Source organism: Treponema sp. OMZ 788, from assembly GCF_024181245.1.
GTDB lineage: Bacteria > Spirochaetota > Spirochaetia > Treponematales > Treponemataceae > Treponema_B.
The window spans coordinates 250737-266492 of record NZ_CP051199.1; the positions used below are offsets into that span (position 1 = coordinate 250737).

A 15756-nucleotide genomic window follows, 5' to 3' on the forward strand; every position below is an offset into this window, starting at 1 on the left:
TTTTACTCCTCCTCTTTTTGGTTTTCCGGCTCGGCTTTAGGAGCGGGCGAGCTTTGAATCTTTTTCTTAGGTCTTTCTAAAAGCATTTTTGCAAAGAGGTTTATCGAAATCATAATACCGAATACAAAAAAGCCTCCGGGTGCATTTGCAAAAAAGCGGATATGATAGGCTTCGGGGATAAAGACATTTCCTGCCAAGGCTCCCGAACCTAAAATTTCTCTCACAGCCGAAATAAGCACCAAAACTATCGTATAGCCGACACCCATTCCCAGAGCATCCAAAACTGATTTTCCGGGGCTTTCTTTTGAAGCAAAGGACTCGACTCGGCCCATGATAATGCAGTTTACAACGATGAGCTTAATAAAAAGGCCCATTGCATCCGAAAGAGCAGGAGTGTAGGCCTGCATCAAAAGGTCTACAATTGTTGTAAAAGAGGCGATTACGATAATGAAAACCGGAATTCTTATGTCCTGAGGAATTAATTTTCTAAAAATACTTATAATTAACTCGCTCATAACGATAACAAATGTCATTGCAAGTCCCATTCCGAGGCCGTTTAAAACATTGGTAGTAACGGCAAGGGCTGAACAAAGACCTATCATCAACACCAAAAGAGGGTTGCTTTTTATAATTCCGTTTGTGAAAATATTTAAATTATTCATTTATTTCCCCTCCCCCAAGTTATTTTTGGTCATATATTCTGTTGCCGTAACGGAGGCATCTTTTACGATGGCAGCAACACCCTTTGATGTTATTGTAGCTCCTCCGATTGCATTTATATCGTTCTTAACTTCAAAAGGCGAATCCAGGGCTTTCCCATTAAACTGTCCTGCGAATGGTTCTTCCGCAGCCTTACTTCCTAAGCTGGGAGTGTCGGTAAGCTCAAGGAATTCTATCTTGCGTATTTTTTTGTTTAGGTCTACGGCTATCAATATGGTTGCACTCGCATATGTGGGACCCTTAGCGGTTACGGTAAGACCTATTGTTTTGCCGTCTTTTATTGCTGTATATGCATTTAAAAATTTGGTCTTATTTAAGCCTTCAGGAATCTCTTCACTTATCTCCTTAAAGTCTTCAGCTTCAGGAAAAACGGCCTTTAGAGCCCTGTTTGTTTTTTCTGCCTTTACTTCTGCAATCCGCGGAGCCGTAAAGCTGTAAACTGCCGCAAGGGCCAAACACGCTACAACTGCATAAACTGCAAGAGTTACAGCCAATTTTATCATCTGTTTCATTTTGCAGCCTCCTTGTTCTTTTTAGGCGGTTTTACATAGCCGTATTTTACGGGTATAAGTTTGTTTAAAAACGGCACTACGGCATTCATTATAAGAATACTGTACATAACGCCTTCAGGCATACCTGAGAATAATCGGATAAGGCCTGTTATAAGACCGCAGCCTGCACCGAAAAGGAGCTTACCCTTGGGTGTTACAGGGCTTGTTACATAATCGGTTGCCATAAAGACTGCTCCGAAGGCTAAACCTCCCGATGTAAGAGTTAAAATCGGGTCGATTCCGCCTATCGCAGTAATTGCAACGGCTGTTGCCATCATAGTTACCGGGGTTCTCCAGTCAATAACCTTTTTAAAGAGGAGGTATGCAAAGCCTAAAAGGATTAACAAAATACTCGTTTCGCCTATACAGCCTGCATGGTTTCCCAAAATAAGCCGGGTATAAAGGTCTGTGCTTGAGCTTAAATTTAAGGTTTTTGCTATTTCGGAAGCACTCATTGCAATACCTTCTTTTGCATTTATTAGCTTTAAAGGCGTTGCAGTACTCATTGCATCAAAGAAAGAATTCCCCGGCTGGATCCAGCTGGTCATCGCTCCCGAAAAGCTTGCAAACATAAAGGCTCTTCCTACCAAAGCCGGATTAAATACATTAGCTCCAAGGCCTCCGAAAAATTCCTTACCTACAACTACTGCAAAAAAGCAGCCTAAAATAAGCATCCATATAGGAAGATTGGGCGGAATTACAAGAACCAGTAAAAGGCCTGTTATTACGGCCGAAAGATCCTTTACTCTCACATCAAGATTGCACATAAGTCTAAAAAAAGTTTCAAAACCTACGCAGCAAAGAACTGCAACTATAATTCTAATTAACGCAGGTATCGAAAAAAGGTAGATACCGTAGGCTGTAAGGGGTAAGAGGGCGATGATTACATCCAGCATTAATGTTTGTGTCTTAACCGGTGTTACAACATGCGGAGCCGGAGACATAAATATTTCGTTTTTATCCGATTCTGCCATTATTTGCCTCCTTCTTCTGTTGTTTGGGCGGCTTGCTTTTCTGCAGCCTGTTTTTCTGCTTCTGCAGCGGCCTTTGCGGCTGCCTTAGCTTCTTTTTTTTGCTTTTCTTCTCTGGCTATCTGCTTGCCGACCTTAAATCTTTGAACAAGTTTGATGCGGGCAGGGCAGGTGTAAGCACAGGTTCCGCATTCAACGCAGTCTAGTAGGCCGCAGCGTATAGCTTCTTCCGTGTTTCCTGCATTTAAGGCCCTTATGATTAAAACCGGCGAAAGGCGGCAGCTGCATACGTCAATGCACTTACCGCAGCCTATACAGGGGCTTTCTTCTTCCAAGGAAACCTCTTCCCTTGTTAAAAATAGTACACCAGAGGTATTCTTTTGAATGGGGAAATCGGCGTTTTTCATGGCAAAGCCCATCATCGGGCCGCCTGAAACTATTTTTACGACTCCCGGCTTAAGGGAAACTACATCGGGGATTAGGTCTCCGACGCAGGTTCCTATGGGTGCTATTAGGTTTAAGGGCTTTTCGCAAGCTCCGCCGCCTATTGTTAAGGCCCTGTCGATAAGGGGTTTACCCAAACGGAAGGCTTCTGAAATTGCTTTTAAGGTTCCTACGTTTTGAATAACGCAGCCTATTTGGAAAGGAAGACCTCCTGAGGGGATTTCTCTATTAACAACGGCATCCGTAAGAGTTTTTTCTCCTCCCTGAGGATATTTTGTCTTACAAAGCTGAACGCTTATGTCGTAAGCTCCTGCCGCAATCGGATTTGATTTTATTTTAGCGATAGCCTTTTCCAATATGGGAACAAGGTCTTTTTTATTGTCTTCAAGGGCTATAATTCCTTGTTTTGCACCCACTATACGCATCGTTATGGCTAGGCCGTCTACAATTCCGTCCGAATCGGTATAGATTGCGGCGGCATCCGTGCAAAGGTAGGGCTCGCATTCGGCTCCGTTTGCAATTACATAGTCGATTTTTGCATTAGGCGGAGGGCTTAGCTTTACATGAGTAGGAAATGAGGCTCCTCCCATACCGGTAATTCCTGCATCTCTAACCCTTTGAAGAGCTTCTTCCTTTGTACATGTAAAAGGATCCAGGGGCGGCATAAATTCTTCCCTGTTTTCTTCATCTATCTCGATTAAAAAACAAAGATTTTCCGTATTGCCGGTTACCAGATGCGGTTCAATTTTTTTTACCTTTCCTGAAACGGAAGAATGAACGGGTGCAGACATAAATTTATCTGTTTCTGCTATCTTTTGTCCGCGTGCTACTTGATCTCCAACCTTTACAAGAGGAGTATTAGGCATTCCTCCCTGCGTAACAGGAATCCAAACTGACTTATTTGACGGTAATACCTCGATAACGCTTTCGCTCGGTAAGACCGCCTTTCGCTCGGGCGGATGTACTCCGCCTTTAAATGATTTTATACCCATACTGCCATTTTATACATAAGTAATGAAACTTTCAAGAGGATAACATTAATTTTAGTTTTTGTTTATTTTACAAGCTTAAAAGGATATTCTGAAACTCCGTCAATCGAGTTATAAATTTCGGTGTAACCCAATTCTGACAACTCTTGGGCTGTTCTTGATGATGCTGTACCTAAATTACAATATAAAAGCAGCTTTTTATTCTTATCGGGTATTTTATTTAGATTACTTTCTATTTCGGCCATGGGGAACAATAAGGCTCCTTCTATATGTCCTACATCATATGATGACTTATTTCTACAGTCCAGTATTAAAACATTAGGATCTTTTAGCATTTTTTCAAACACTACGCCCCTTACAGAGGTATAATTAATGGTGTTGTAATTGTACTGGTTGATTCCGTCAGCATTGTAAATTTGGGTAAACCTATTCTCGACCAAGATTTGGGCTGCTTTAAAGCTTTCATCATTGGTTTCGGAATATATGTAGATAGGCTTATTTTTCCAATCTTCTATTTCTTTTAAACGGTATTTGATTTCGTTTACCGGAATGTTTATGGAATGTACAATATGTCCTTTTTTATATTGATCATATGTTCTTACATCTATTACCAAAATAGAATCTTTGTTGGAATCGGAATTTAAATATTCAAGTCTTGAGCCCTTAACATCCTCAACTTCTACTTCTATACCGCATGAAATTAGCGATATATTTATAATTAAAACAATAAAAAGAAAAAATTTTATCTTCATAATTTAATCTCCCAAAACTTAAATAATCCGAGTTTATTATAATGACTTTTAAACTTAGTGTCAAAAGGTTTGTTCTTACATTTCTCTTTCAAATATTATTGGTTCATCTCCCGTAGGTGTTGCATCATTTATGCTTAACTTAATTTTTGTCCAAACCATCCGCTGTACATTTTTCTTTTCACTTAATTCAAGCATATAAAATTTATTTGTACCTTTTTCGGGCTTCATTTGTATTATTATCTTGTCATTGATTTCAAGAAGATTAAAATAACCTTTTTCAATATCTTCAGAGCGGGTAAACATATATAAATTACCTGAAAGTTCTAAAAAGGTATTGTTTATCGATTTCCATTGATTTGAAGATTTAGATAAATTTTTTTTTGTTTTTTCCGCATTATTTTCTCTTTGGGCTGTATTATTTAAAAGTAAATTGGTGTTTTTTTTGTAGTTTCCGTTCCAAAGGGATGCTGTTCCGAATTTAATTCTTAAAACATCTTCTATTACCCGTACCTGTATTTCATCAAGTCCTTTTATTTCTATTTCGACTCGTCTTATAATATTCGGAATTGATTTATTGTTTGTTGTAAAAAATAAACCGTATCTTCGCGGAAGAGTAGTTTTTATTTCATATATTTCTTCAACATTATCCAAGTTAAAAATAATATGACTGTCGTTTTTGTCAAAATAAACACTTCTGCCGGTTTCTTTATTTCCCTCCTCTTGGAACCACAATCCCGATAAAAAGTCGATAAAGGATTCCATGTTTCCGCTTTGAAGTTTTCGTAAAAGCTGAACCTCTATTTTTTCGCCCGGTATTGTTTTTTGTAGGCCTTCTTCATATTTTTTTGTTTTAGCGTTCCATGTATATTCTGTTTCAATTTGGTTTAAAGTATTCGGTGCCGAAGGATCGGAGTTGTAAGTGTATACCCTATATGAAGATAGGCTTGATACGGTTTCTTCTTGAGTTTCAATTTCCTTAATCTGAATCTGCATATCCGCATGTAAATCGGCTATTTGAGCAAGCTGAACACTTCCGTTATTATTTTTTGTAATGGTTTGGATTGATAAGACCTGCCTATTGTCCGATGTCATTCCGGAATAAATAAGGGATTTAGGATCTTCAGTCAAATTCATAATGTAGAATGTAAGAGACTTAGGCTGTGTGATTGTTGTCCGTATTTCTTCAACCCTATCCCATTTTTGAGTTATCGGGTTTTGAATTGAAATAAGCAGATATAAAAAAGGATCTAATAGTTTTTTTACGGCAATAATTTGGTCTTCTACACCGTCTTCATTTAAATCATCCGAAATAGCATCAACAAAGGCTTCGTCATTTAATAGTTCCAAAAATATTTTTGTATCTGTATTTGGAGAATCATTTTCGTTTTTTTTATCTTGATTATCTATTTGTGAAGAAACTATGGGAATTATCGTTTGCGTTACAATCTTTTCTTCCTCTTTTTTATTTGAATGTATAAACTTTAAATAAATTAAAGAGCTTAATACAATCAAAATAATAAGAGCTGCAATAATATACACTATTTTTTTGAACATACTTTGTTAAAATCCTTATTCTTGATTATGGTTACGGATTATCTTTTTTTTATTAAGACTGTGTTTTCATCTGAACGGAGTCTTTCTTTGCCGTCATTGTTTAATAAATCGGAAAAAAGAGCCTTGCTGTTTTTAACTACTCTTTCTTGAAGTCCCATATCAACAGTAATTTCATACCAGTTGTCGTGCTTGATAATTCTTGATTCCACTAAATAGGGGCTTGAAAACTTTTTTTGTTTACCGCGGTATTTTGAAGTTAAAGGAGCATCTTGTTCAAGATCGGTGAGCATAAAAAGAACCTTATACCTTCCGTTTTCGCCTCTTTCGGTTATTGCTTCCTGTATTTTATCAAGAGCTTTTCCTACATCAGTAAATCTTCCGTTAGGACGAATTTTACTTACCGTTTGTATAATCTTGTCTGTATCTTCCTTGCCTTTTACATCAATCGAAACCAAATGTTCCGGACTTTCATAAAACTGATAGAGGCTTATCCAATCTCCATTGATAATAATTTCTCCTATAAGTTCATCAAGAACCCACTGCTTAAGACTGTCAAATTTTCCGGGATCCTGCATAGATAAGGACTTATCAATCATAATAATCATATCGACAGGCATCGTTCTTTCACCTGCATTTAAGTTAAATAAAACTCCCGTTAAAAGTAAAAATATAAAAATAAGCTTTTTAATTTTCATAAATACTCCTTTTTAATCACTTATATACAGTATTATATAACATATTCATAAAAAAATCATCAACTTTAAATAAAAACTCTTTACATTCTGCAAAATATGTTTATAATTATATAATAGTGATGTATATTGTAATGTAACAAAATTGCTAAGACTAAGGAGAGATAAGAATGGCAAATTTAGATCTACCGCAGAGCCCTAATGTGTTCCATCCCGAAAAGCCCAGTGCTGTCGGTTCAAGAAACTCATTGGCTCAAGACTATCGTGATCAGCAGAAAGAAGTAAATCAGCTGATTGAAGAAGAAACAAATAAAGTGTTACACCATTTGACCACAAAACTTCCCAAAGAGGTTCTTGAAAGATTAGACGTTATGGGCGGTGTTAAGGAAAAATTGTATAACTACTTTAACCAGAACTACCAGAACATGTTCAACCGATACATGGTAACGGCTGAAGATGAAATGCTCAAAAAGGTTCGCGGATTTATCGATCGGGAAGAAATGAAGGTTTTAGACCGCTATACTCCGAAAGAAATCGCTACCCTTCTTGATGCAGTCGGCGGAGCCGATAAGTTTAACACAGGCGAAATCGAAAAATCGATTGTAAATATGTACGGACACTTACAGGGACATGTACAGCGCGGTGTTAACGATTTGGAAACCTTGACAAACTCATTGTTAAGACAAAAAACGGACGTAGGTGCCTTCGTTCGAGGTGAAAATGCCTACTCAATCGTAAAATGTGCATTTAAGGACAGCCTTTACAAGCCTAAGACTGTAACTGATGTAAAACTTTCAGTAAACATTCTTGATTCCGAGTTAATCAGCCCGATCTTCCAGTATCAGGCAACTGTTGAATATCTTATCAAGGATCTCTTGTCGAATCATTATATGGATGCTATCGATAAGGAAATCGAAAAAGTTAAAGATCAGAGAATCGACCAGGGCTTGGATGAGCTATCGGACGGCGAAATCGTATTTACAAAGATCGAAAAGGTTCCCGGTATTACGGATGATGATGTTGAAAATCCCAAGAGCAAGAGATATGATGTAGTATCCAAGCAGCTTATGGAAAGAATTAACAACTTGAGAGCTGAAATCGATCCCGAAACATTTGATCAGCTTAATATCAGGGAAAATATCAAAAAGATTATCGACCTTGAAAACATCAGAAACCGCGGATTCAACACAGCCATCAACTCGATTACCTCAATCCTTGATACTTCAAAGATGGGATATCAGTACATTGAAAACTTGAAGAATGCCCGTGAACTTATTTTGCGTGAATATGATGACACAGATATCGCTAATCTTCCTGATGAAAGATATCAGATCAGACTCAAGTACTATGACAATGCTCAATTAATTGCAGAAAGACAGGCTTATGAAGTAATGATGAGCTCTTTCGAAACAGAAATTCAGCACTTGTGGGATGTAGTAAGAGCCACTTACGACAAATCCAAGTTTATGACAAAGCTCACAGACTTTGATGATTTGGCAAACAGATACAAGAAATTCATTAAACGAAAGTACAAGGATCAGTCAGGTGAACCCGTATATGAAGACACAGCTAAGGTTTGGGATGAAATCTCCTTTGTTAAGGCTCCCGAAACTGAAGTTGAAAAAATGAACAGAACCTATGTCTACGAAAAAGAAAAGCTCCGCAAGAAGCTTATCATCATGCGCAAGAGAATGAAGGATCTATATGATTATCAGTATCCTATCGAAAGACGCGTTATTGAAGACAGACTTTCGTTCTTAGAAGCCGAATTCAACAAATTCGATTATTTAATCAACCCCTTCCACCTACAGCCGGGACTCTTGCTTGATATCGACATCACATCTATCAAGAGAAAGAAGGCAACCTTGGACGGAATGGCCAACGTGCTTAACGAATTCTTGCACGGTGTATCAAAGGGCTTTGCCGACGCAGCATTTGCTTCGTTCAGCCGCAGACGATCCACAGTTCGAGCCGATATCGCACAGAGCTTTGCCGGTGCCGAGGATGATCCTAAGGCAGGTGAGGTTGCAGGCCGCTCTCAGTTTATCGATATGCTGAACAGCACTCCTGCCCTTGAAGCTCCCGCAGCCGAGGCCGTAAGTGCTCCTGCAAAACGCCGAGGACCCAAAAAGGGTGCTGTTAAGTCAGCAAAAACAGGCTCTGTTGATGCAGGACGAGGCCGACGAAAGGCTAAGTCTGGAATTAAAGAAATTTAATTTGTAATTTTAGAGCTTAACTGATTAAAAATTAAGCCCCTGGAACAACCCCGTTTCGGGGGCTTTCGCTTAAAAAAGGAGTAATTATGGTTAACATGACTAATTTTTTTGTTCCGCTTGCCAAAAAGACTGATTTTAATGTTTCGGTTAAACATATTCAGTCTGTTATAGAAATTTTAGAGGATTGCGATCCCAAGGAAAACATTGCGGACAGGATAAATATGATGATAAGAGAACAGACGATCAAGCCCGAACAGGTTAGATCCATCCTTTCTGTTTCTCTTCTTGATAAATGGAATTATAAAGTTGTATCTGAAAATTTGAAGTTTATATTGGATGACGCATCAGCCTTTGTTGCTGAGGCAGCTAAGTGGACAGGTGTCGATATTGTTTTGGGATATGATCATCCCGATTTGGGTTTTATCGTTATAAACCCTAAAAACCCTGCTGCAGCCCAAGTTATTCAAGGGTTTAGAAAGAATGAGCTTTTGCTCATTTTTGTCGGAAAACAGGATAGGGGTGCTGTTGATGCAGCTCTGGCCGATTCCGTTATTTCTGCCATCCATAAACTATTTGAAAAGAAAGCCTGCTCGGTGCCTGCATCAGTAAAATCAGGCCCGTTTATATATGTTGAGCCTAAAAAGGCTGCTCCCGTAAAAGTGAAAAAAGCTGCTGCAAAAAGGCCCGGTAAAAAAGTTCAGGCTCCATCCGCTCCTGCTGCAAAAGTACAGGCTAGTTCCGTTCCGTCTCATTTGGAACGCCCTTCTGCCATTTCGACAGGTCCAAAAAAAATGTCTCAGCTTCTTTCAGTTCCTGTTTCAAACGAGCTATTCCATAACGGAAATGTTGAAGCATGGAAGAGGATTATACGAAGTTATACTGCAAAATATCAAGATGCCGAAGTTATGATATATTATGACGGAGAGCGTATTGTAGATATAAATACCTTATTTAAATGGGGAAAGGTTAAACACGGAAGCTCCATCCAATTTGCCGTTTCTGCACAGGAGCTTAATGACCTTTCAAAGTTATCAAAATATTTTAGGCAGGGTGCCAGTCCCATGTTTGAAGCTTTTTTGCGCGGCTCGCCTGATACGGTTTTAAATCTATTTTAAGGAGTAAAAAGTGAAAATAGCTAATAATATACATTTTTTTAACAGTAAAGAAACAGTAGGCAAAAAAGTTGACAAAAACTTATTGGGTATTAGAGGAAGACAGGCAAATGAGTTTGCAGAGCTAAAGCTCCCCATTTTGCCTGGTATCATAATCGATGCTTCGGTTGTACAGGATATAGGGGATGCAAATATATACTCCGAAATAGCTCCCTATTTAAGCAAATTCGGTGCAGAAGTAAAGAAAACATACGGAGATGATGAATCGCCAATGCTTTTAAAATTGGTTATTTCGCCCAATATGCTTATTACAAGCTATCCCACCCTTCATAACTTCGGTCTTACCAAGGATACGGTAATAGGCTTCCAAGAAAATGTAGGTGAGGATTTTGCTGCAAACGAAGTTCTGTTTTTGCTTAACGGTATTTTAACCGTTGTCCTTAAAATAGAAGAATTGGAAAAAAACGAAAAGAAAGTTGCAGATTTGGAAAAAGCCTTACAGGAAATTAAGGCTTCTATGAGCTCAGGTAAGATGAGTGTTAAACCTTGTGCCATCATGGACAGGTACGCTAAGTTTTTACCGGATCATTTCTTTGATGATTATAAGGTTCAGCTTGAAGAATCTATCCGCCTTATCGGCCGTCTTTTAACCCTTGAAGAAGATACCGATCATGATGTTGCTCTTTTGATTCAGCCCATGGTTTACGGCAACTACGGCAAGGATTCATATTCCGGTTCTTTTTTCAGCCGCAATATTGTAAACGGCGAGAAAAAATTGCAGGGTCAGTTCTTTGCCGAAAAATTCAATGAGGTAAATGCTGAAGGCAAGGATATTAACTCCATAAAGCCCGAATACCTAAAGCACCTCCAGCAGATTGCATGGCAGCTTGAAGATTATACAAAGGATATACGAAATATCCGCTTTACTATCGAAGCCGGAAGACTCTGGCTTATCGAGCAAAAAATCCGTTGAGGCTAAGAGCACAATCTCAATGGTTCAAATCTTGCTTGACTTATACAACAGAAAGATTGTAGATGCCGAATATGTTGTCCGTGCCGTTAAGCCCGGTCAGTTAAACGAGATTTTGCACCCCGTAATCGATATTATGAGTACAAAGGGGATGAAGTCTTCAAAGGGCGGTATTGCGGGAGCTCCCGGTGCTGCCGTAGGAAGGGTCTACTTTACGGCCGACTCCCTTATCGAAGCTCAGAGGGCTGCCAAGCTTCAGGGCATGGATACAAGATGTATTCTCTGTATGCCTGCAACCTACGCAGGGGATGTAAAGGGTATTGAAGTTTCTACAGGCGTTATATCGAATGAAGGCGGCTATTCTGCACACGCTTCAGTTGTTGCCCGGCAGTACGGTAAAATATCTTTGGTACGCCCCGATATGAAGATAAGCGGAAAAAAAGCCGTGATTGAGGGTGTTACAATCAACGAAGGCGACTATATTACTCTAAATGTTCCTTATTACGGCGACTCTACTGTTTATTTCGGTGAGGCTAAGCTCATTGAGCCGGATCCCGAAACCTCAGGCCTTTTGGATTTTATAAGCCTTGCAAAGGGCTTCTTATCCAGCTTCCATGTAAGAGCCAATGCCGACAGTCCCCGTGATGCACAGCTTGCCTTGGACTTCGGTGCTGAAGGTATAGGTCTTTGCCGAACCGAACATATGTTCTTTAATGAGAAGAGAATAAATGCTTTCCGAGAAATGATTTTAGCTCCAAGCGAAGCTGAAAGAAAAAAGGTGCTTGATAAACTTCAAAAAGTACAAACGGAAGATTTCTACGGTATCTTTAAGGCTATGGACGGTAAAGAGGTTACTATCCGCTTGTTGGATGCTCCCTTGCACGAATTCCTGCCTCATAATGATGTTGAGCTTGATGCCTTTGTAAAGTACTTGACAGCTCAAAAGAAAAAGGTAAGCAAAAAAGAATTGGCTGCGAAAATTGAAAAACTTTCCGAAATCAACCCCATGCTTGGACACAGAGGCTGCCGAATTGCAATTACCTATCCCGAAATTTATGCTATGCAGATAAGGGCTATTTTTGAAGCTGCATACAAGCTTAAAAAAGAAAATGTTGATGTACGCCCCGAAATTATGATTCCTCTTATCATGAACTTTAGAGAGCTTAAGCAAATCATTTACGGCAAAAAGATAGAAGGTCATGCCTATGCCGGTATAGCTTCTATTGCCGATGAGGTAAAGGCAGCCGTAAAGGGCGGAGACCTTGAATATAAGGTCGGAACAATGATTGAGCTTCCTGCTTCAGCCCTCAGTGCCGACGAGATTGCAAAATATGCAGAGTTCTTCTCTTTCGGAACAAATGACCTGACTCAGACTACCTTGGGTCTTTCGAGGGATGACTTTAACAGCTTTATGCCCGACTACACCATGTATGACCTTATCGACGGAAACCCGTTTGCAGTGCTTGACAGCCGTGTAAGGGACTTAATCGAAATAGCTATTCAGCGCGGAAAACTTACCCGCCCTGATTTGCACCTAGGTCTTTGCGGAGAACACGGAGCCCGTCCCGAAAACGTACGCTTCTGTATGGAAGCGGGATTAAACTACGTTTCATGTTCATCTTATTCCGTACCGATTGCCCTGCTTTCTATTGCACAGGTTGAGCTTGAAAATGCTGAAAAGGCCGGAATAAAACTTGAGCCTAAGGCTATTACCATACGGAAGGTTTCTTCGGCAAAAACTAAATCTGCCGGAAAAAAGGCGGCCCCTGCTAAAAAAGCAACGGCCGAAAAAAAGCCCGTAGAGGCTAAAAAAAAGGCTGCTTCAAAAAAAGCTTCAGGCACAAAAAAATCTAAATAATTTTATACGGCTCCTTTTGGAGCCGTTTTAAATTCATTTTATCTTTAGGAGTTATATATGGAATATAAAATAGTAGGAGAATCTTTTCCGGCTGTAATATGTAAACTTAGAGCCGGTGAAACAATGGTAAGTCAGTCCGGCGGAATGGCTTGGATGAGTTCAGGCATTTCTATGGCAACATCTGCAGGCGGTTTAGGAAAGGTCTTGGGAAGAATGTTTTCCGGTGAGAGCTTATTTTTAAATAAGTATACGGCAGATTCTGAAGGCGAAATTTCTTTTGCATCAAGGTTTCCCGGTACAATTAGAGCTTTTGAGATAAACTCAAACTCTTCTTTAATCGTTCAAAAATCAGCCTTTTTGGCTTCGACAGAAGGAGTCGAGCTTTCAATTCATTTTCAAAAAAAATTAGGAGCAGGATTTTTCGGCGGAGAAGGTTTTATTATGCAAAGGCTTTCAGGAAATGGAACTGCATTTATCGAGATTGACGGATCCGCAGTGGAGTATACATTAGCTCCCGGACAGTCTATGATTCTGGATACAGGCTATCTTGCAGCTATGGAAGATACCTGTTCTATGGAGATTCAGATGATAAAGGGAGTTAAAAATATGCTTTTCGGCGGAGAAGGCTTGTTTAATACTAAGGTTACAGGCCCGGGAAAAATCATTATTCAGACCATGCCGATCTATGCCGTTGCACAAATTTTAAGTCCTTTCTTTGCAGGAACAAAGTCCTAAAAACTTAATTGGAGAATTTTATGGCGAAAATGCAGATCGTAAAATCGGAAGATTTCGGCTATGACTTTATTTATGATAATTATTTACCGGCCGGTAAAGACGAATATTATCTCAGGTTTAAACAGACAAATAAAAGCGAACATAATTACCGCAGATTAAATTCGGATGAAATAGAACGCCTGATCAAAAACGGAAATTCCAGCACCGACTGGACAAAGGTTCTTGTAGAAGATCCTTTTGATACCGATTTGATAACGAACAGTTTATTTGCCGGTTTAGTCCGAATCGGGTCAATCCAAAATTTCTATTTAAAATACCACGATTTTACGGTCCCGGTAGGCATAACAAACAGCAAGATTATTGCCTGCGATATAGGCGAAAACTGTGCAATTCACTATTGTGCCTACCTTTCCCATTATATAATAGGCGACAGAGTTATTTTGAGCCGGATTGATGAGATGTGTACAACCAATCACTCAAAATTCGGCGAAGGTCTTGTAAAAGACGGTGAAAACGAAAAGGTCCGTGTAACTATAGACACTCTCAATGAGGCCGGCGGAAGAGAGGTTTATCCGTTTTATGATATGATTACGGCTGATGCATTTTTATGGGCAAGGTACAGGGATGAAACAAAGCTCATAAAAAGGTTTGAAGAAATAACCCAAAATTCTAAAGACTCTAGCAGAGGTTATTACGGTGAGGTCGGTTCCGATTCTGCAATAAAAAGCTGCCGCATTATAAAAGATGTTAATTTCGGTTCTTCAGTATACGTTAAAGGAGCAAATAAACTTAAAAACTTGACCGTAAAATCGACGGCCGAAGAACCCTCTCAGATAGGGGAGGGCGTAGAGCTTGTAAACGGTATAATAGGTCTTGGTTCAAGAGTATTTTATGGGGTAAAGGCTGTCCGCTTTGTAATCGGCAATAACTGTGAACTTAAATACGGAACAAGACTGATACATTCGATTGTCGGAGATAACTCTACAATTTCATGCTGCGAGGTTCTAAATGCTCTTATCTTCCCTTATCACGAACAGCATCACAATAATTCTTTTTTGGTTGCCGCTATGATTCAGGGACAGTCCAATATGGCTGCAGGAGCGACTGTCGGTTCCAATCATAACACAAGAGGAAATGACGGCGAGATTATCGCAGGCCGAGGATTTTGGCCGGGGTTGTCTACAACCCTAAAACATAACAGCCGATTTGCTTCCTTTGTTATTTTGGCAAAGGCTAATTATCCAGCCGAACTTGATATTCCTTTTCCGTTTAGTTTAGTTTTAAATGATGCACATGAAGACAGACTTGAAATTATGCCGGCATATTATTGGATGTACAATATGTACGCCATCGAACGCAATAATAAAAAATTTTTAAAAAGGGATAAAAGGATAACAAAAACTCAGCACATTGAAACTAACTATCTTGCCCCCGACACTGTTGCCGAAATTTTAAATGCCCGCTCTCTTCTTGAAAAATGGATAACTGCCGCTTGGATTGCAGCCGGAAAACCTCCTTTAAGTATAGATGAAATTCTTAAAGAAAAAAAAGAAGAAGCAAAAAAACTTTTTGTAAAAGGCGAGAATATTGAAAGATCCAAACGCACTGTAAAAATCATCAAGGCTATCGAATCTTATGAGGCCTATCGGGATATGCTTATATGGTACGGAGTTACAACCTTTGCCGAATATTTTGATAAAGATTTAGAAAAAGCTAAAACAAATATTGAGGACTTTAAGATTCAGGAAGAATTTGATTTTAATTGGGTGAACATTGGGGGGCAGCTAATCCCCGAAAAAAAACTCGACTCGATTAAAGAAGATATAAAGGCCGGTAACCTTAATACATGGCAGGATATCCACAAATCCTATGATGAAGCCCATGATGCTTATTGCCGTGATAAGGCGGAAAATGCTTATGCTGTTCTATGTAAAATTATGAAGGTAAATAGTTTAGATAGAATCCTTTGGAATACTCTCTTAGATAAAGCTGCTGCAATAAGAAAATATATTGAAGAACAAATATTCTACACAAAGAATAAGGATTATAATAATCATTTTAGGGATATAACATACCGAAATGCTGAAGAAAGAAAGGCTGTTTTGGGAACTGTTGAAGATAATGCCCTAATTATTGAATCAAAAAAAGACACGGAGTATTATCTGAGCCTTTTTGAAAAATGTAAGGCTTAA

11 protein-coding genes and 1 pseudogene are annotated in these 15756 nt (G+C 39.2%); 5 read left to right on the top strand and 7 right to left on the bottom strand.

Features of this window, described 5'->3' with window-relative positions:
* Positions 1 to 2: 2 nt before the first annotated feature.
* The 7 genes from rsxE to E4O00_RS01130 all read right to left on the bottom strand — a co-directional run bounded on the left by rsxE (position 3) and on the right by E4O00_RS01130 (position 6676).
* Positions 3 to 662 carry an electron transport complex subunit RsxE gene (gene rsxE, locus E4O00_RS01100; protein ID WP_253678159.1) on the bottom strand — a complete coding sequence of 220 codons (660 nt, stop codon included), beginning with the start codon at positions 660 to 662 and terminating at the stop codon, positions 3 to 5.
* Positions 663 to 1232, bottom strand: a complete 570-nt coding sequence (locus E4O00_RS01105; RefSeq protein WP_253678160.1) for an RnfABCDGE type electron transport complex subunit G — start codon at positions 1230 to 1232, stop codon at positions 663 to 665. It abuts the gene before it with no gap.
* Entirely contained in the window at positions 1229 to 2245 is a 1017-nt protein-coding gene (locus tag E4O00_RS01110) for an RnfABCDGE type electron transport complex subunit D (RefSeq protein WP_253678162.1), read from the bottom strand. Before E4O00_RS01110 ends, E4O00_RS01105 begins: the two co-directional genes overlap by 4 nt.
* Positions 2245 to 3678: an electron transport complex subunit RsxC gene (gene rsxC / locus E4O00_RS01115; RefSeq protein WP_253678164.1), complete on the bottom strand. Its 1434-nt coding sequence runs from the start codon at positions 3676 to 3678 to the stop codon at positions 2245 to 2247. The genes E4O00_RS01110 and rsxC overlap by 1 nt, the downstream gene beginning before the upstream one ends.
* Positions 3679 to 3740: 62 nt before the next feature.
* Positions 3741 to 4427: a rhodanese-like domain-containing protein gene (locus E4O00_RS01120; protein WP_253678166.1), complete on the bottom strand. Its 687-nt coding sequence runs from the start codon at positions 4425 to 4427 to the stop codon at positions 3741 to 3743.
* Between the two features lie 75 nt (positions 4428 to 4502).
* Positions 4503 to 5981, bottom strand: coding sequence for a pallilysin-related adhesin (locus E4O00_RS01125; RefSeq protein WP_253678167.1), 1479 nt, complete (start codon positions 5979 to 5981; stop codon positions 4503 to 4505).
* 38 nt (positions 5982 to 6019) lie between these two features.
* On the bottom strand, positions 6020 to 6676 hold the full coding sequence (locus E4O00_RS01130; protein ID WP_253678169.1) for a vWA domain-containing protein: 657 nt from the start codon (positions 6674 to 6676) through the stop codon (positions 6020 to 6022).
* A gap of 167 nt (positions 6677 to 6843) precedes the next feature.
* On the opposite strand from E4O00_RS01130, the gene cfpA reads away from it, so the two are divergent.
* From cfpA to E4O00_RS01155, 5 genes and pseudogenes are all read left to right on the top strand, one after another.
* The gene (gene cfpA, locus E4O00_RS01135; protein ID WP_253678170.1) at positions 6844 to 8889 is read left to right on the top strand and encodes a cytoplasmic filament protein CfpA; all 2046 of its coding nucleotides are present in this window, start codon (positions 6844 to 6846) and stop codon (positions 8887 to 8889) included.
* An 86-nt stretch (positions 8890 to 8975) separates the two neighbouring features.
* The gene (locus E4O00_RS01140; RefSeq protein WP_253678172.1) at positions 8976 to 10004 is read left to right on the top strand and encodes a hypothetical protein; all 1029 of its coding nucleotides are present in this window, start codon (positions 8976 to 8978) and stop codon (positions 10002 to 10004) included.
* Positions 10005 to 10014: 10 nt separating this feature from the next.
* A pseudogene (locus E4O00_RS01145) lies at positions 10015 to 12829 on the top strand (putative PEP-binding protein).
* A 57-nt stretch (positions 12830 to 12886) separates the two neighbouring features.
* Positions 12887 to 13564, top strand: a complete 678-nt coding sequence (locus tag E4O00_RS01150) for a TIGR00266 family protein (protein WP_253678174.1) — start codon at positions 12887 to 12889, stop codon at positions 13562 to 13564.
* Positions 13565 to 13584: 20 nt separating this feature from the next.
* Positions 13585 to 15756 carry a DUF4954 family protein gene (locus tag E4O00_RS01155; protein WP_253678176.1) on the top strand — a complete coding sequence of 724 codons (2172 nt, stop codon included), beginning with the start codon at positions 13585 to 13587 and terminating at the stop codon, positions 15754 to 15756.